We start from the raw sequence: 15490 nt of genomic DNA, 5'->3' as shown, positions 1-15490 counted from the left end.
CATGGCATTAGACACATTGCGCGGTCGCTTTCGTCAGTACCGCTTCCCTCCTCTGGATGCCGAAACGGCCCAGCCGCAGGATGACGAGCAGCAGCATCTGGCGCTGGTAGAAGAACACCAACTTCAGCTCAAAGAAGGCTACCAGCAAGGCTTTAAGCGTGGGCTGGAAGAGGGGCAAAAAGAAGGTCTGGAGCAGGGCTTACACCAGGGCACTGAGCAGGGATTCAACGAAGGGATGCGCAAAGGCTACACCGATGGCAGCCTTTCAGCGCAAAAAGAGGGCCAAAAGCAGTTTGCTCTCGCCGCGAAACCACTGGACGGCATCGCCAATCAGGTGAATGACTATCTGGGGAATATCCAACGCAAACAGCGTGACGATCTGTTACAGCTGGTTGAAAAGGTCACCCGTCAGGTCATCCGCTGCGAATTGGCCCTGCAACCCACCCAACTACTCTCGATTATTGAAGAAGCGCTCTCTGCCCTGCCATCCGTACCGGAATCATTGCAGGTGTTGCTCAGCAGCGAAGAGTTTGAGCGCATCCAGAATGTCGCGCCGGAAAAAGTCAGCGAATGGGGATTAACCCCTGCCGCCACGCTGCAATCCGGTGAATGTCGGATTGTCACTGAAAGTTCAGAGCTGGATGTCGGCTGTGAACACCGCCTTGAGCAGTGTATGAAAGCGATTAAAGAGACGCTGACGCCGGAGCAGAAGGATGCATGATTTGCCTGGGGTAGCAGATGCGTTGCGCTCTCTTGAAGCTATCCCTCTGGCGCGTCAGTCGGGCCGCCTGGTCCGCGTCAGCGGCATTCTGCTGGAAAGTATTGGTTGCCAACTGGCAACGGGTCAGCTGTGTCGCATTGAAGGGGCCGAAGGCGAAGCGATCGAGGCGCAGGCCGTGGGCTTCGACCGTGAAGTCACTTTTCTGATGCCCTTCAAACTGCCGGTCGGCCTGATGGCCGGCGCTCGCGTGTTCCCTCTCGATAACGCCCGTGATGTGTTGATCGGCGACAGCTGGCTCGGACGCATCGTCAATGGCGTCGGTGAGCCAATGGACGGTAAAGGGCGCCTCGGTGGGACTGAGCTACTGCCCGCTCAGCCGCCAGCAGTAAATCCCCTCACCCGTCAACCGGTTAGCGAACCACTGGACGTTGGCGTGCGTGCCATCAATGGGCTTCTGACGATTGGCAAAGGCCAACGCGTCGGCCTGATGGCGGGCAGCGGCGTGGGAAAAAGCGTCTTGCTGGGAATGATCACTCGCCAGACCGAAGCACAGGTGGTTGTCGTCGGGCTGATCGGTGAGCGAGGCAGAGAAGTAAAGGAATTCATCGACCACTCGCTCGGCCCTGAGAGTCTGGCCAAATCGATTGTGGTGGCCGCGCCTGCCGATGAGTCGCCGCTGATGCGTTTGAAAGCCACCGAATTGTGTCACTCCATTGCCGCCTGGTTTCGCGACCAGGGCAAAGACGTGTTGTTGTTGATTGATTCCCTGACCCGTTATGCGATGGCTCAGAGGGAAATCGCCCTCTCGTTAGGTGAGCCTCCGGCGACTAAAGGCTATCCACCTTCGGCGTTTGGCATGATCCCCCGACTGGTAGAGAGCGCCGGAAATAGCGAAAGCAGCGGATCAATGACCGCTATCTATACGGTTTTGGCGGAAGGTGATGACCAACAGGACCCGATCGTCGACTGCGCCCGTGCGGTGTTGGACGGCCATATTGTTCTGACCCGTAAGCTTGCCGAATCCGGACATTATCCAGCGATTGATATTGGTCAGTCGATCAGCCGCTGTATGAATCAGGTGACGCCGCGCGAGCACCAGCTGTCAGCTCGTCAGTTCAAGCAGAACTACGCCAGCTATATGGAAATTAAGCCGCTGATCCCACTGGGCGGGTATGTTGCCGGTTCTGATGCCACCGTAGACAAAGCGGTGAAGAACTTTCCGGCCATTGAACGTTTCCTGCGCCAGGATGTGAGCGAACCCGCAGCACTCACCAGCGTTCAACACAGTTTGCAAACCCTCTTCCCGGTCGGGAAAAGCGCGAAGGCTAAGACGACATGAATCAAATGATTGACACCCTCAGGCAACTGCAAAAGCTGCGCGATAAATCGGTGCAGGATTTTACCGTTCAGCTCGCCAAACAGAAGCAAGTAGGGATTGGGTTTGAAAACAACATTCGTTCACTCACCATGCTGCTGCAAAAAACGGTCCCTGCTTCCACAGAGGTGCAGTGCCCGGAAGAGCTGAAAAACATTAATGCCTATAAAGGCAGCCTGCGCCGGGTTCTGGCCTGGCAGGAGCAAGAAAAATCACTGGCTCAGCTGAAAGAAGATCGTATCCAGAAAGATCTCATCAGTGCGGCCTGTCAGGAAAAGGTGGTCAGCATGACCCTCGACGTTCAACGTGAACGTCTGGTCCAGGAAGCCAATGTCCACCAACAAAAAGTGCTGGACGATATGGCTGGTCAGTGTTGGTTGCGCCAACGCGGAGTGAAGTAGCCACATGAAAACGGTCATCACCTTTGGCACTTTTGATCTGTTTCACGTCGGGCATCTGAACATTCTGACCCGTGCACGCCAGCTCGGCGACCGGCTGGTAGTGGGCGTCTCCTCGGATGCCCTGAATATCCACAAGAAAGGCCGCGCGCCGGTGTACGATCAGCAAGACAGAATGCACATTCTGGAAGAACTTAAATGTGTTAATGAGGTGTTTCTTGAGGAGTCGCTTGAATTCAAAAGCGACTATATCCGCACCTTCAACGCTGATCTGCTGGTGATGGGTGATGATTGGGCGGGCCGTTTCGACAGTTTATCCTGTCTTTGCGAGGTTATGTACTTGCCCCGTACCCCGTCGATTTCAACAACATCGGTTCTGGAAATAGTAAAAAGACAGAAATAGAGCACGAAGGTAATATTTAAATTTAAATTTTAGGCGTATCTAAATTTAATTTTTCACCTTCCATCGCCTATATTAAGCGGGGTTTATTGCTCACATCTAAAAACCCTCATTACAGCTGCAACATCATGTTACACGTACACGCTCTCTGAATTATTGTCATCAAAATTACTTTCCTATAAATTCACTCCACTAATGGACTGCGGGCCCTTGTGCCACGAACGGAAGGTATATCTCTGCGCACTCAACGTGAGTGTCCGATTGTTTACTTTTAAATTGGGCCTGCATTCTGCAGGTTATAGTCAACGATGATTATCATTAACAACTGGAAGATGGATGCTTCCCGCTGTACGCTGGCTCATCAAGGAACGGGAGAAACGTTACGACTGGGGGAATTTCATTTTCTTTTGCTTGAAGTTCTCATAACGCACCCAGATACCGTACTATCTCGTGAATACCTGATTGCTGAAGTCTGGAAAAATCGCGTGGTCGGTAGTAATAGTCTGCCCACCGCTATTCATGCCTTGCGCCTGGCATTAGGTGATGACAGCAAACAGAAAGAAGTCATCCAAACCATACCCAAAAAAGGGTATTTTCTTAATAGCGAATTCATCTCTTATGCTGAAGAAGAGCCTGTTTGTGAGCCAGCATTAAATGATGTCGAACTGATCCTAAATGAACAACATACAGGCAATAACTTAGAGACTGAAAGCGCCCCACAAATTCCTGCCAGCCCACTAAACAGCAAAAAATTTTCGCTGTCGGGAAATGTGGGGATATTATTCGCGATCATCATTATTACGGCAGCGCTGGGGACATTCCTGTGGTCATCATCCAGACAGGAAATAAAAACTGCCGAAGGAACTCAACTGAAATACATTGATTTCCCTAATATAACGCATCTTAAGATTGGTTACTTGTTCGAGCCTGATACCGATGCGGCAGGTACCTCAGCTATCAAGAAAAATTGGAATCCTGTCCTCGTGAACCTGGACAAGCTCATGGCTGAAAACAACGCCAGCATGAAGATATATGCTTATCCTTCAATGAATAAACTGAGTCTTGATTTCACCATTACCAATCGTTGTCATCGAACCTGGCAGGTCATGCTGACCGTTAGTCACTGGCAGCATGATATGGAGAAACTTAATAACGTTATTTCTAAGCATACCAGGAGGACGTTACATGAAATGCCAGCATGTGAATAAGGTCTGCACATTGTTAGTGACCCTGTTATTTTCTATTCTGATATTCTCCGGGCAATCCATCGCCGGAGATAAAATAGAACATACTGAACAGGTCCATTATGACATGAAGAGTGGTGAAGAGAGCATTTACACGGTTGAGGTGAGTGAGTCCCGCGATCGGGTCAATGTGCTGATCGCTGAAGTTAGCCCGACGCTGAAACCGTATTCAGAGTTTCACTTTACACCCTGCCTTAAGCAAAACAGCGCCGGCAGCGTGCAGGGAACCTATCACCTGGAATCGGCCAACGTTGAGGAGTCTGATGCACACATGAGCCAGATTGCCTCGTTTATGCAGTTACAAAACTTAGGGGTCCAGCTCACCGAATTGTCGGCAGGGGAAGATCTGCTGCTCATGAAGCAAAACAACATGTTGATCTCCCTCAATACTACCGACCCCTTCAAGACGTTAGCGACCTGCAACCCGCAGACAAAATCAGGATAATAAGCTTCTGACCGTCAAGCTGGAAAGACTCGCCTGACCGTTTACCGCTTCTGCCAGAGTCTGATAGTTATGGCTCGCCCGGTTGAGCATTTTCGCCAGTGCCTGGGAAGCCTGTTCCGCACTCTGGCTTTGCGAATAACGAGCCATCCCGTCAATCATCTGCCGTGCTTTTTCCTGCTGCGTTGCCAACTGTTCCCGCGATTGACCAATACTTTCCAGAGTGTGCTGTAAAGTGCTACTCAGGCGTGCCCCTGGGGTATTAAGCGCCTTGAGCAAATTATCTGACTGCGTCGGGAGCGAGGTGGTCATGATGGCCGTGGTACTTCCGGCGGAAAAACGCTTTCCTCCTCCAATCGCCGACAGCGACGTCTGCAATTGCGACCAGTTATCCTCGTGCGTTGAGAAATGTACCTCACCTTTGTCGATGTGGCTTTGGATCCCAACCCGGCGCAATGCATTATTCATCGTCGCCCGATACTGACGGGGATCCATATCTTCCTCAACGTGCACAGCGGCCAGCAACTGCTCTTTGTCTTTACTGGCACTGAACAGCAGCGACTCTTCGCCCTGCTGTTGGATAGCGTGGCTAATCTGCGGTGCCAGAAAATTGACCCGTGCTTCCCCTTGCAAAACGGGGCGCAGTTGATTATCGACCGTGCCTGCAGAAAGCTGTGGACGTTTCTCCAGCAGTGACTGTAACGCCTGCTTTTGCGCCTTCGCGGCCTCCCCTCCCCGCCGGGATTGATGGCGATAGTCCAGCAACTGTTGCTCCAGTTTGCCTAAATAACTGTCGGCCTCCTGCAAACAGGTGAGCTGATCGTTCAGCTGAACGCTATAGCGTTGCGGACGAGCGCTAATCAAAGGCGATGCGGGATAATCCGTGTTCGCCATTGCGGTCTTCATATTGGTGGGGACAATCTGACTCGCGGGTTGCTGCTTGATGACACTGCTGCCTAAGGCATCAGCGCTGGAGAGTGAAGAGGTATTAAGACTAACCTGCATGGTGTTTCCGCTCATGGCATCGGCAGCACGCGGCTGCCGACAATTCAAGATTAAATAACGCTGAACAGATTGAGTTCGCTTACTTTAGAGTACGTTTTCATCGTAGCCTCCATCGCCATCTCGAGACCGCTAAAAGTGATGGACGCCGGACCGTAGTCCAGATCACCCAGTTGGCCAATCAGCGCATCGTTGGTCATTGAGACCGTGCTTTGTGCATCATTGAGCATGGTGATGGTGTTCTGCGTCTCACCCAACGTCCCGATGGCGGTGTTGAGAGAGGTCGACACCTGATCCAGCTCGTCGATGGTACTTTGAATATCGCTCTGCAGCTGTGGATCGCTCGGGTCAAGATTCGGGTCCTGCATCTCCTGTGACAGATCGTTCAGATCGTTCAGCAGATCCAGATTCGGCCCGAAAATTTCGCCGACGGACACGTTGGTGTCTACTTCAACGCCATTGGATACGGTCGCGCTACGGTGCTCGGTATTTCCCTGATAAACATAGGTGTCCGCCGTGCCATCGCCGTCTGTATCCTGTTCGACAATCGGTGGCTTATCGTTGATGGTGCCACCAAAAATGTAATGACCGTCGCCATCCTGGTAGTTCAGCGCATTGACCATCGCATCCGTCAGCGAACCGATTTCCTGCCCGATGCTCGCCAGCGATTCGGCAGAGTTGGTGCCGTTAGACGCCTGAAGCAAGTCGTCGCGAATGGACAATAAATCGTTGCTTACGCCATCTAACACCGACTCCTGCTGGCTAAGACTGGCGGTGACGGCTTCGATATTGCCCTGATACTGCTCAATAGACGCCTGCTGACGATTTAACTGGGTGATACGGGTCGCGGCAATTGGATCGTCGGACGGTAACAGAATGCTTTTTCCGGTCGCCATCTGGGTCATGACATGCGAAAGCTGATCGGACATATGGCTGAAACTGTTGTTCATGGTCACGTAGGACTGTTGGGTACTGACTCGCATGATTCTCCCTCGGGGTTAGCTGGTCATCTGCAGCACAGAGTCAAACAGGTCTGCACCGGTAGAGATAACTTTCAGATTGGCCTGATAAATCTGGGTAAAAGTGATCAGATTTACCGCTTCTTCGTCCATGCTGACGCCGCTGACGCTGCTGCGCTGGTTTTGCGCTTCGGTATAGACATTTGCAGAGGCCTCGGCTTCGGTTTGGTTCTGACGGCTGTAGATCCCGATGTTACTGATAATCGCGGAACAGGCGTTGCCAACGGTCACTGTGCCAATATTGGCAATGTCCAATGGATCATTCGCAATACCAATCAGTGCCTGCAGGTTGTCCCCATTACCACTCTCATCCGGCGAGCTGGAGAAGGCCAGCTGTTCGGGAGTGATGTCCGGGTTCACCAACAGCGGACCGTTAGGATCGGTAGGGTCGTAAATAAACAGAGGGACACCCGGATCACCATTCAGGTCATAGCCCTGTGTCAGCTGGTCGTTGACCGCCGTGCTGAACTGCTCCGCGATGCTGTTGGTGGTCTCCGTCAGCGGGTCCAGCACGTCACTTTGATAGTCGAAAAGCGCACCCAGCGAACCGCCGGTATCCATGCTCATATCATACGTGGTGCCCGCAAAGGTCAGGGTCATCGCCTGAGAACCGTCGTCATTGTTGTCCAGTGCAATTGTCGCGGCGTCGGTACCGCTGACCAGCGGCTGACCATTTTTCAGATAGACGTTGTAGTTACCTTTGTCATCGATGTTGACCTGCACATCCACCAGCCCGCTTAAATCTTCCACCATCTGATCGCGTTCGTCGTACAGCGCGGATGCATCCTGACCGGTGGCTTCTGCTTGGGTAATCTGCTGGTTATAGCTGGCAATCCCGGTGGTAAGGGTATTGATTTGCGACACCATCGCCTCTTCCTGACTCACGAGCTGGCTGCTCTGAGAGTCAATGTAGGACGCGGTGTTATCAAAGCGCACCGCCAGTGCCGAAGATTCGCTCAGTACCTGCTGACGCAACGCCATGTCATCCGGGCTGGAAGACGCCGCGCTCAGGGCGGCGAAGAAGTTATCAAAGCCGGTGCTCAGGCTGCTGTTATCATCGCTAAGCACCGATTCCAGCTGCGTCAGATAAGTTTGCTGCGTGCTGTAATAGCCATTATCACTGGCGGCGTACCATACCTGGTTTACCAGGTACTGATCGGAGACGCGGCGGATACTGTCCACTTGTACCCCATTACCTGGGCTATTCGCGGAACCGGAGCTGGCGCCCATCGCACTAATCTCGACAACCTGGCGGGTGTAGCCCGGGGTCATGGCATTCGCGGTGTTCATCGCCGTCGTGTTCAGCTCAATCTGAGCTGCCGATGACCCGCTATACCCAATGTTAATCATATCCATCAGCGTTTCCTTACTGGCTCAGGGCCGGTAAATTCTTTCGATTGTTTGATCTGTTAAGCGGCGCAAAGGCCGCATTACTTAAGCCGTGACCACACATTCTTATTTCTGATGTCGAGGCGAGAGCTGTTTAACGATCATTTCTGCAATACCGATGCCTTGCTGTTGCGACAGCACATTACACAGGGTGTCGTCGTAGAATCCCTGCATGGTGCGGACTGAATCACTGTTAAACGGGTTGTCCTTCGAATCAAAAAGTTCGTTGGTCTTACGCATCTCTTTCAGCATGTTGCGCAGAAAGATGGCTTCAAACTGCTGCGCAGCTTTGTGCAGATCGTTGGCCTTAATTTTTGGCGCCATCAGCGGGTCGCTACCTTTAAGGCCTTCGGTCACGGCAGGTAAAATTTTATCCATCAGATGACCTCCAGATCGGCATCCAGTGCACCGGCTTCGTGGAGCGCCTGCAGAATCGACATGACATCGTCTGGAGATGCGCCAAGCCCGTTGAGCGCACTGACCAACGTGCGCAGGCTGGTCGATTCCGGCAGCGTAATCATTTGCGAATGCGGACGATTCACCGTCACGTCACTTTGTGCAGCATTCACGGTCCGGCCATCGGCAAAGGCATTCGGCTGACTTACGTTACGGCTTTCGCTGATGGAAACCGTCAGGCTGCCATGGCTGACGGCAGCGGCATGCAGACGTACGCCATCTCCCAGCACTACGGTGCCTGTCCGTGAGTTAAAGACCACACGAGCACGAACGCGCTCCGCATTCACCTGCACATCTTCCAGCCGAGACATAAACGCCACCCGCTGACCGGGATCGGTCGGCGCCAGTACGGAGACACTGGTTGAGCTTTTGGCCGACGCCACGCCGCCGCCAAAGCTACTGTTGATAGCCATAGCGATATTGTTCGCATCTTTAAAAGAGGGACGCTTCAGGTTGAGGGTAACGGAATCACCCATGTTGAAATCACTTGGAATTTCACGTTCCACCGTCGCGCCATTGGGGATAAGCCCAGCCGTTGGGGTATTGGTGGTCACGCTGGAGCCGCTTTTACCGGCTGCACTCATTCCGCCGACCACCACGCTGCCCTGGGCCAGCGCGTAGACTTCACCATCTGCCCCGTGCAATTGCGTCAGCAATAGCGTCCCGCCACGCAGGCTCTTGGCATCACCAATGGAAGAAACCGTAATATCAATTTTCTGCCCACGGGAATACATCGGTGGCAGCGTGGCACTGACCGCAACCGCCGCCACGTTTTTCACTTTTGGGTCGATTTTTCCCGGTAACTGCACGCCAAATTGACGCAGCATGTTGGTAATGGTCTGGTTAGTGAATTTCACCTGATTGCGGTCACCAGTGCCATCCAGGCCAACCACCAGGCTGTAACCTACCAGCTGGTTATCACGGACCCCGGCCACACTGACCAGCGATTCAAGGCTCTGTGCTGAGGTCGTGAAAGGCATCAGCAAGCAGGTTGCGGCCACCGCAGTCAGAAGCCCCTTTATCCAGGGACGATTGCGCTTTTGCATAAAACTCTCCGGATTAAACAGGGAACAGCGGGTGGTTAAAGATTCGGGTCAGCCAGCCTGCGGCATTGGCATCGCTAAGCGCCCCACGTCCGGCATACGAGATGCGTGCGTTGGCAATACGCTGGGAGGAAATCGAGTTATTGTTTTCGATATCATCAGCGCGTACCAGGCCACTCAGGCGGATGTATTCATCGCCTTGATTAAGCGTCAGCCATTTCTCACCACGCAGTTCCAGCACGCCATTAGGCAGAACACGATGGACCGAAACGGTTATCGAGCCGCGCAGGCTATTTTGCTGGCGCGAAGTGGCGCTGCCATCGAAATCGCGATTGGCGTCAATCGAGCCGGATAATTTGCCTTTGGTTTTGCCAAACACCACCGGAGGCGCAATATCGACGGTGTTGCTCTTACCAAACTGGGTGCCCGCTTGTTTGCTCGACTGAGTTGATTCTTCCAGGATCACGGTCAAAATGTCGCCCACGCGATACGCGCGGCGATCGGCCGTTAACGACCAGTTATAACCCGATTCAAAAACACCCCCTGCCCGGCCTGCGGCAGTGACATCACTGTCGGTTTTCGGGGGAGCATAAAATTCGTCGTCCTTTTTCACCAGGATGGTCTGGGATTCACATCCGGCAAGCAGTAAGACAGCTGCCATAAGCCACAGGTACTTTTTCACACGTGTTCCACTAACGGTTTTTGGTGACCACATTGAAATGTGGCCACCGGCTACTGATACCCTGTTACAGGTTCTGATTGATGTACTGCAGCATGTCATCCGCTGCAGAAACCATCTTGGCGTTCATTTCGTAGGCACGCTGGACGGTGATCATTGCCACCATCTCGTTGACGATATCGACGTTTGAGCCTTCCAGCGCATTGTTCTGAATCGTTCCCATGCCATCCTCACCCGGATCGCCTTCGGTCGGTTGACCGCTGGCTACCGTTTCCAGATAGAGGTTGTCGCCTTCGGCCTGCAGGCCTGCCGGGTTGGTGAAGTTCACCAACGTCAGCTGACCCAGCACCGTGGCATCACTCTCTCCCGGCAGCAAAGCGGTAATCGTGCCATCCTGACCAACGGCGAAACTCGTTGCCCCTTGCGGGACATCGATTTCTGGCTCCAGTGGCAGCCCCTGCGCATTGGTCAGGACGCCATCGGCATTGACCTCCAGAGCACCATCACGGGTGTAGGCGATATCACCATTGGTCTTTTGCACCTGCAAAAAGCCCTGTCCCATGATCGCGATGTTCATCGGGTTGTCGGTGGTTTCGATATTCCCTTCGGTGAAGATCTTCTGGGTGCCCACAATGCGGACACCACTACCGAACTGGATACCGGTTGGCATCAGGTTGTCCTGATTCAGCATCGCACCCGGGGCGCGTTGCGTCTGGTAGAACAGATCCTGGAACATGACACGATCGCGCTTAAAGCCATCGGTATTCACGTTGGCAATGTTGTTCGCAATCGAACTCATTTCCGCGTCTTGCGCGGACAGACCTGTTTTACTGATCCATAATGCTGCATTCATAAATCTATGATCCTGAATTCATGAGGCTGCTCATTAGCCTTCTAATAGACGGTTACCGTAGTCACTCAAATCTTCAGCCGCTTTCATCATTTTGATCTGCGACTCGAACTGACGATTGAGGGAGATCGACGCCATCATTTCACCGATCGCCGAGACGTTACTGCTCTCCAGATACCCACCGCTGACTTTAATGTCTTCGTCGACGCCTGCCGGAGCACCGTTGGCGGTCACTAGCATCCCTTCTGGGTTTTTCGCCAGGTTATTCACTGGGATATCCACGAGCTTCAGACGATCAACATCCATCGTGCCCTTTACATCGCCATCATCTGGCGTGACGGACAGCGTGCCGTCGCTACCAAAAGAGGCCATGGCATTCGGCGGCAGGATGATAGGTCCGTTATCGCCTAACACCGGATGCCCGTTGATCGTCAACTGGCCCTGGTCGTTCTGCTGGATATTGCCGTTACGGGTGTAAACTTCGTTGCCAGAGGAATCGAGCACCGCGATATAGCCTTTCCCGGAAATCGCGACATCCAGTGGACGGTCCGTTTTTTCCGGGATCCCGGTGCTGTCGTTAATCCCGCTCTGGTTTTCCGCACTCATAAAACGCGTCGCAAAACCCCGCCCCTGAACCTGGTCGGACTGCGATAACGCAATATCACTCCGAAACCCACCGGTGTTGACGTTGGCGAGGTTGTTCGCGCTTATCTGTTGTTCCATCAACGAATGGGTGGCCCCACTCAGGGCCGTATAAATCAAACGATCCATTTATCTGCCTTACATTGCCTGGAACAGCGCCTGATCGAGCTGCGTGTCCGTAGAGATAACTTTGGTATTGGCCTGATAGTTACGCTGCGCGGTCATCAGGTTAACCAGCTCCTGCGTAATATCGACGTTGGATTGTTCCAGAACCCCCGCTTCCAGCGTGCCGGTGGTGCCGGTACCCGGAACGCCGATCAAAGGCGCACCAGACTGGCTGGTTTCAGTCCAGGAGGTGCCGCTCACGGCTTCCAGACCGGACGTGCTCGGGAATTCAGCCAGTACCACCTGGCCTTCCAGCAGGCGTTCGCCATTGCTGTAAGTCGCATACACTTTGCCGTCTTCATCTACCTGCACACCGTTCACCTGTGCAGAGGTGTAGCCATCGGCATTGTTGGTGGTAACGGAGAAGTCAGAGCCGTACTGCGTGCAATCGCTGTAATCGATAGTCATATCGATAGGTGCCGCGCTGTCGGTCGGGAAGTTCAGCGAAATCGGTGCCGTCGGGGATGTCAGCTTGCCGGTATTCGGATCAAAGCTCAGCGTGGTGGTGGTGCTTTGCTCTTCGCCATCGAAGGTGTAATGCACATCCCAGCTGTTATCACCGGTTTTCACGAAGTACTGGTTAACGGTGTGCTCGTTACCCAGAGAGTCGTACACCTTGGTGGTGTAAGTATCGTTGTAGGAATCCATATCAGACGGGTCAAACGGATTCACGCTGCTGTCGATTGGCTCATCGCTGGCATTCATGTTGGCGGTAAAGGACATGGTCGTGGTCGCTTCTGCTGGCAGACTTTCAGTCGAAATCTGCAAATCGGTCACGTTACCCTCTTCCAGGCTGTTGCTGTCATCCACTGGATAACCCTGCACATAGTTGCCTGATGGGTCGACCAGATAGCCGTTTTTATCAGTCGTGAACGATCCCGCACGGGTGTAATACGTGTCCCCTTCGCTGTCTGCGGTCACGAAGAAGCCACCGCCATTGATCGCCAGATCCAGAGAGCTGCCCGTGGAGAGGAACGAACCACCTTTCGAAATGCTCTGTGCGGTTCCGGCAACGCTGACGCCCATCGCCTGGGTGCCTGCATACATAGCAGAGAACTGGGTGGTGGTAGATTTGTAGCCAACCGTACCGGCGTTAGCAATGTTGTTACTGATGCTGTCCAACTGCTGATCGACAGCATTCAGGCCAGAAGTGGCAATTTCATAACTCATGGTTTAATTTTTCCTGGTGTTCTGGTAACTCAAATTCAGATAACGTCTTCAGAAGGCGTTTCACCGCCATCGGAAGACGAGGAGTCAGGGATGCCGAACTGGCTAATTGCCGTAAACGGCACTTCGCCCACGCCGGTAACGTCCAGCAACGGCGTGCTGCCATCCAGTGGAATACGCACGTCTTTCACTTGGCCGGCTACTTCGATGGGAACTTCTTCTTCCCCGGTATCCGTCACGACAGACACTTCGTAATCGCCAGGCGGGATGCCGTAGTCTTCCGGCTTAACGTCGAAATAGATTTGCCCATTGCTTTCGCTGCTGACATCCAGAGGAACCGTATAGTCATCGCCCGCGGCATCGGAAAAGTGCAGGGTTGCGGTGCTGCAACTATTCGACAACGTGATACGGCCCTGGATGTCCCCTTCACCAACGCTCATGGTGGTGGTCTGGACCATAATGTCCTCGCCGACCATCTTGCCGAGCGCCATCACCTGCAGGTTGCTCATCAGAATGGCGTTAGTGTTCATTTCGACACACTCCGCCTCACCCATGGTGACCAGCGCCATGGTGCCAAGCTGGCTGATATATTCGGTCGCGTCCGTCGGATCGGTCGGGTCCTGGTTTTGGATCTCCGCCACAAACATCGTCAGGAACATATCGGTTGCGTCGCTGGTGGTATTCGTCGTGGTTGTCGGCGTGGGTGACACATCACTGGTGTCCGTTCCGCTGGTGCTGTCCGTTGTGCTCTCAGCCCCCACCTGATACTGCGTCTCTTCTTCGCTTGAAACCGGCGCGGCCGCAGAAACAGCCTGCTGAGTGCTGACCTTGCTGCCTTGATGTTGCATATAGGCCCGCATCGCTAGTCCATTCATACGTTTTCTCCGAGCTTAAGCAGGCTCTGCTGCATGCTTTTCACGTTGTTGAGCACATCAACGTTGGTTTCAAAGTCACGGGATGCAGACATCATGTCCGCCATTTGTTCCGCGACATTGACGTCCGGATAAAAGACATAGCCGTCCTTATCCGCCAGCGGGTGGTGCGGCTCATAGCGACGCACCGCGCCACCGCTCTGCAACACATCCTGGACTCGAACACTGGCGCCATCGATATCGTGGCGCTGATGATCAATAAGGCTGTTGTTATAAACCGCCGCAAACACAGGGCTACGGGCTTTATAAACCGCGCCCTCGCTTGTCGCCGGTGACTCTGCATTCGCCAGGTTACTGGCGACGGTATTCAGGCGCACGGTTTGCGCCGTCATGGCAGAGCCTGAAATCTGATAAATATCAGCAAAAGACATGCTTACTTCCCTTCTATCGCTGTTTTGAGCCCGCTGATCTGCATATTCATGAACGCCAGACTGCTTTGATAATCCATACTATTTTGGGAAAAACGCGCCTGCTCGCTGTTGAGCTCAACCGTGTTCCCATCTTCTGAAGGCTGCATCGGGACGCGGTATTTGACCGTCGGCGCCGAATGCACATCTTCTTGACTTGCTCGTTGCATCTCAGCGGCAAAATCAATATCTTTAGATTTAAAGTTCGGCGTATCGACGTTTGCCAGATTCGCAGTCAGTAACTCAGTCCTCGCAAGACGCAACTGAACTGCTTGTGCATGTACACCGAAAACCTGCTGAAAACTTATTCCCATCGTGTTTGATATCTCGTGAATAACCTTGCCTCTGATTTAATAGCAACAATCGTGCCAACTACGTAAATCACTAAGAGGTAAGGCTTTTATGTTTTCTGACCACCCCGGCGGGAAGGTTGTTTTCCGCTGTCTGTTTGTGGCGTTGTTCGCCAGTCTGTTTGTCGTTCATGCTCATGCAGCGACGAAGAGCCCTCGCGCGCAAATCAACGCCCTTGTGCTCAGTACGGCCGGAAAAGACGTCGATAAAATGGCGCAGAAAAAGGGCTGGAAGGGCTATCACTACAAGCTGAATGTGTTCATTCCCTCCTATGCGGCCACCGAAACGCCGTGTCCGACCGCGCTCAAAGCCAACCGCTCGAGTGTTGAACTGACCTCTGTAAACCGCATTAGCTATGACGTGAGCTGTCCTGGCAGCCAGGGCTGGCATCTCAGCGTACCGGTACATGCCGACCTGTATGTTCCGGTGGTCATGGTGAATGGTGTCGTTGAGCGTGGAGAAGTGCTGGACGAAGACCTGCTGATATTGAAACCTTATAACGTCAGCAATGCGCACGGTGAAGTGCTGACCCAGCTCGACCAGGCGCAGGGCCTGAGCAGCAAACGCACGCTGAGACCCGGTAAGCCCCTCACGCTCTCACAGCTGGAAATGCCACTCTGGGTCAAACGCGACCAAAGCGTGATGCTGCAATCACAGATGGGTGGGATTACCGCGCAGACTTCAGCCGTGGCGATGAAAAATGGCCGCAAGGGCGACACTATCAAAGTCCGCAACGAAAGCAGCCAACGGATAGTCAGCGCCCTCGTCACCGGTCAGGGTGTCGTGAAAACGCTGAACAGCGAGTAAC

General features: G+C 53.3%; 19 protein-coding genes. 7 read left to right on the top strand and 12 right to left on the bottom strand.

All coding sequences use genetic code 11. From position 1 onward, the window contains the following. Nucleotide 1 precedes the first annotated feature (1 nt). The 6 genes from fliH to MUU46_RS16380 all read left to right on the top strand — a co-directional run bounded on the left by fliH (nucleotide 2) and on the right by MUU46_RS16380 (nucleotide 4583). Entirely contained in the window at nucleotides 2-721 is a 720-nt protein-coding gene (gene fliH / locus MUU46_RS16405) for a flagellar assembly protein FliH (RefSeq protein WP_258966077.1), read from the top strand. Further along, entirely contained in the window at nucleotides 714-2060 is a 1347-nt protein-coding gene (fliI, locus tag MUU46_RS16400) for a flagellar protein export ATPase FliI (protein WP_159754906.1), read from the top strand. Before fliH ends, fliI begins: the two co-directional genes overlap by 8 nt. Next, complete coding sequence (locus tag MUU46_RS16395) at nucleotides 2057-2497, top strand: flagellar FliJ family protein (protein WP_159754909.1); 441 nt, start codon at nucleotides 2057-2059, stop codon at nucleotides 2495-2497. Before fliI ends, MUU46_RS16395 begins: the two co-directional genes overlap by 4 nt. 4 nt (nucleotides 2498-2501) lie before the next feature. Beyond that, on the top strand, nucleotides 2502-2897 hold the full coding sequence (locus MUU46_RS16390) for an FAD synthase family protein (RefSeq protein WP_159754912.1): 396 nt from the start codon (nucleotides 2502-2504) through the stop codon (nucleotides 2895-2897). A gap of 305 nt (nucleotides 2898-3202) precedes the next feature. Beyond that, nucleotides 3203-4102: a winged helix-turn-helix domain-containing protein gene (locus tag MUU46_RS16385; protein WP_258966076.1), complete on the top strand. Its 900-nt coding sequence runs from the start codon at nucleotides 3203-3205 to the stop codon at nucleotides 4100-4102. Then, on the top strand, nucleotides 4080-4583 hold the full coding sequence (locus MUU46_RS16380) for a hypothetical protein (RefSeq protein WP_159754918.1): 504 nt from the start codon (nucleotides 4080-4082) through the stop codon (nucleotides 4581-4583). The genes MUU46_RS16385 and MUU46_RS16380 overlap by 23 nt, the downstream gene beginning before the upstream one ends. On the opposite strand, the gene MUU46_RS16375 is transcribed toward MUU46_RS16380, so the two are convergent. The 12 genes from MUU46_RS16375 to MUU46_RS16320 all read right to left on the bottom strand — a co-directional run bounded on the left by MUU46_RS16375 (nucleotide 4575) and on the right by MUU46_RS16320 (nucleotide 14645). Further along, nucleotides 4575-5585 (bottom strand): flagellar hook-associated protein, encoded by a 1011-nt coding sequence (locus MUU46_RS16375; protein WP_258966075.1) that lies wholly within the window; start codon nucleotides 5583-5585, stop codon nucleotides 4575-4577. The two genes, MUU46_RS16380 and MUU46_RS16375, sit on opposite strands and share 9 nt — an antisense overlap. A gap of 50 nt (nucleotides 5586-5635) precedes the next feature. Then, nucleotides 5636-6565: a flagellar hook-associated protein FlgL gene (gene flgL / locus MUU46_RS16370; protein WP_159754924.1), complete on the bottom strand. Its 930-nt coding sequence runs from the start codon at nucleotides 6563-6565 to the stop codon at nucleotides 5636-5638. Between the two features lie 15 nt (nucleotides 6566-6580). Beyond that, complete coding sequence (gene flgK, locus MUU46_RS16365; protein WP_258966074.1) at nucleotides 6581-7957, bottom strand: flagellar hook-associated protein FlgK; 1377 nt, start codon at nucleotides 7955-7957, stop codon at nucleotides 6581-6583. A gap of 99 nt (nucleotides 7958-8056) precedes the next feature. Continuing rightward, a complete protein-coding gene (locus MUU46_RS16360) occupies nucleotides 8057-8368 on the bottom strand; it encodes a rod-binding protein (protein WP_159754929.1) in 312 nt (103 codons plus the stop codon). Then, on the bottom strand, nucleotides 8368-9426 hold the full coding sequence (locus MUU46_RS16355; RefSeq protein WP_258966375.1) for a flagellar basal body P-ring protein FlgI: 1059 nt from the start codon (nucleotides 9424-9426) through the stop codon (nucleotides 8368-8370). Before MUU46_RS16355 ends, MUU46_RS16360 begins: the two co-directional genes overlap by 1 nt. 79 nt (nucleotides 9427-9505) lie before the next feature. Next, nucleotides 9506-10171 (bottom strand): flagellar basal body L-ring protein FlgH, encoded by a 666-nt coding sequence (gene flgH / locus MUU46_RS16350; protein WP_159754935.1) that lies wholly within the window; start codon nucleotides 10169-10171, stop codon nucleotides 9506-9508. 64 nt (nucleotides 10172-10235) lie between these two features. After that, on the bottom strand, nucleotides 10236-11021 hold the full coding sequence (gene flgG, locus MUU46_RS16345) for a flagellar basal-body rod protein FlgG (protein ID WP_159754938.1): 786 nt from the start codon (nucleotides 11019-11021) through the stop codon (nucleotides 10236-10238). Between the two features lie 33 nt (nucleotides 11022-11054). After that, complete coding sequence (locus MUU46_RS16340) at nucleotides 11055-11789, bottom strand: flagellar basal body rod protein FlgF (protein ID WP_159754941.1); 735 nt, start codon at nucleotides 11787-11789, stop codon at nucleotides 11055-11057. Nucleotides 11790-11798: 9 nt separating this feature from the next. After that, nucleotides 11799-12995, bottom strand: a complete 1197-nt coding sequence (flgE, locus tag MUU46_RS16335) for a flagellar hook protein FlgE (RefSeq protein WP_159754944.1) — start codon at nucleotides 12993-12995, stop codon at nucleotides 11799-11801. Between the two features lie 35 nt (nucleotides 12996-13030). After that, nucleotides 13031-13867 (bottom strand): flagellar hook capping FlgD N-terminal domain-containing protein, encoded by an 837-nt coding sequence (locus MUU46_RS16330; RefSeq protein WP_258966073.1) that lies wholly within the window; start codon nucleotides 13865-13867, stop codon nucleotides 13031-13033. Then, nucleotides 13864-14295: a flagellar basal body rod protein FlgC gene (gene flgC / locus MUU46_RS16325; RefSeq protein WP_159754946.1), complete on the bottom strand. Its 432-nt coding sequence runs from the start codon at nucleotides 14293-14295 to the stop codon at nucleotides 13864-13866. The genes MUU46_RS16330 and flgC overlap by 4 nt, the downstream gene beginning before the upstream one ends. Nucleotides 14296-14297: 2 nt before the next feature. Continuing rightward, nucleotides 14298-14645, bottom strand: coding sequence for a flagellar basal body protein (locus MUU46_RS16320; protein ID WP_159754949.1), 348 nt, complete (start codon nucleotides 14643-14645; stop codon nucleotides 14298-14300). Between the two features lie 88 nt (nucleotides 14646-14733). On the opposite strand from MUU46_RS16320, the gene flgA reads away from it, so the two are divergent. Beyond that, nucleotides 14734-15489: a flagellar basal body P-ring formation chaperone FlgA gene (gene flgA / locus MUU46_RS16315; RefSeq protein ID WP_258966072.1), complete on the top strand. Its 756-nt coding sequence runs from the start codon at nucleotides 14734-14736 to the stop codon at nucleotides 15487-15489. Nucleotide 15490: the final 1 nt, after the last annotated feature.

It is taken from the genome of Scandinavium tedordense (genome assembly GCF_024764965.1).
In the GTDB taxonomy this organism is placed as follows: Bacteria; Pseudomonadota; Gammaproteobacteria; order Enterobacterales; family Enterobacteriaceae; genus Scandinavium; species Scandinavium tedordense.
This window is presented reverse-complemented; position numbering and strand designations above follow the sequence as displayed.

Excerpts from the sequence above, each read along its gene's own strand:
- flgL (WP_159754924.1), bottom strand. The coding sequence starts at position 6,565 with ATGCGAGTCAGTACCCAACAGTCCTACGTGACCATGAACAACAGTTTC.
- MUU46_RS16385 (WP_258966076.1), top strand. The coding sequence starts at position 3,203 with ATGATTATCATTAACAACTGGAAGATGGATGCTTCCCGCTGTACGCTG.
- flgE (WP_159754944.1), bottom strand. The coding sequence starts at position 12,995 with ATGAGTTATGAAATTGCCACTTCTGGCCTGAATGCTGTCGATCAGCAG.
- MUU46_RS16355 (WP_258966375.1), bottom strand. The coding sequence starts at position 9,426 with ATGCCTTTCACGACCTCAGCACAGAGCCTTGAATCGCTGGTCAGTGTG.
- flgC (WP_159754946.1), bottom strand. The coding sequence starts at position 14,295 with ATGTCTTTTGCTGATATTTATCAGATTTCAGGCTCTGCCATGACGGCG.
- MUU46_RS16380 (WP_159754918.1), top strand. The coding sequence starts at position 4,080 with ATGAAATGCCAGCATGTGAATAAGGTCTGCACATTGTTAGTGACCCTG.
- flgK (WP_258966074.1), bottom strand. The coding sequence starts at position 7,957 with ATGGATATGATTAACATTGGGTATAGCGGGTCATCGGCAGCTCAGATT.
- fliI (WP_159754906.1), top strand. The coding sequence starts at position 714 with ATGCATGATTTGCCTGGGGTAGCAGATGCGTTGCGCTCTCTTGAAGCT.
- MUU46_RS16340 (WP_159754941.1), bottom strand. The coding sequence starts at position 11,789 with ATGGATCGTTTGATTTATACGGCCCTGAGTGGGGCCACCCATTCGTTG.
- flgA (WP_258966072.1), top strand. The coding sequence starts at position 14,734 with ATGTTTTCTGACCACCCCGGCGGGAAGGTTGTTTTCCGCTGTCTGTTT.
- MUU46_RS16360 (WP_159754929.1), bottom strand. The coding sequence starts at position 8,368 with ATGGATAAAATTTTACCTGCCGTGACCGAAGGCCTTAAAGGTAGCGAC.
- MUU46_RS16390 (WP_159754912.1), top strand. The coding sequence starts at position 2,502 with ATGAAAACGGTCATCACCTTTGGCACTTTTGATCTGTTTCACGTCGGG.
- MUU46_RS16375 (WP_258966075.1), bottom strand. The coding sequence starts at position 5,585 with ATGCAGGTTAGTCTTAATACCTCTTCACTCTCCAGCGCTGATGCCTTA.
- fliH (WP_258966077.1), top strand. The coding sequence starts at position 2 with ATGGCATTAGACACATTGCGCGGTCGCTTTCGTCAGTACCGCTTCCCT.
- flgG (WP_159754938.1), bottom strand. The coding sequence starts at position 11,021 with ATGAATGCAGCATTATGGATCAGTAAAACAGGTCTGTCCGCGCAAGAC.
- MUU46_RS16320 (WP_159754949.1), bottom strand. The coding sequence starts at position 14,645 with ATGGGAATAAGTTTTCAGCAGGTTTTCGGTGTACATGCACAAGCAGTT.
- MUU46_RS16395 (WP_159754909.1), top strand. The coding sequence starts at position 2,057 with ATGAATCAAATGATTGACACCCTCAGGCAACTGCAAAAGCTGCGCGAT.
- MUU46_RS16330 (WP_258966073.1), bottom strand. The coding sequence starts at position 13,867 with ATGAATGGACTAGCGATGCGGGCCTATATGCAACATCAAGGCAGCAAG.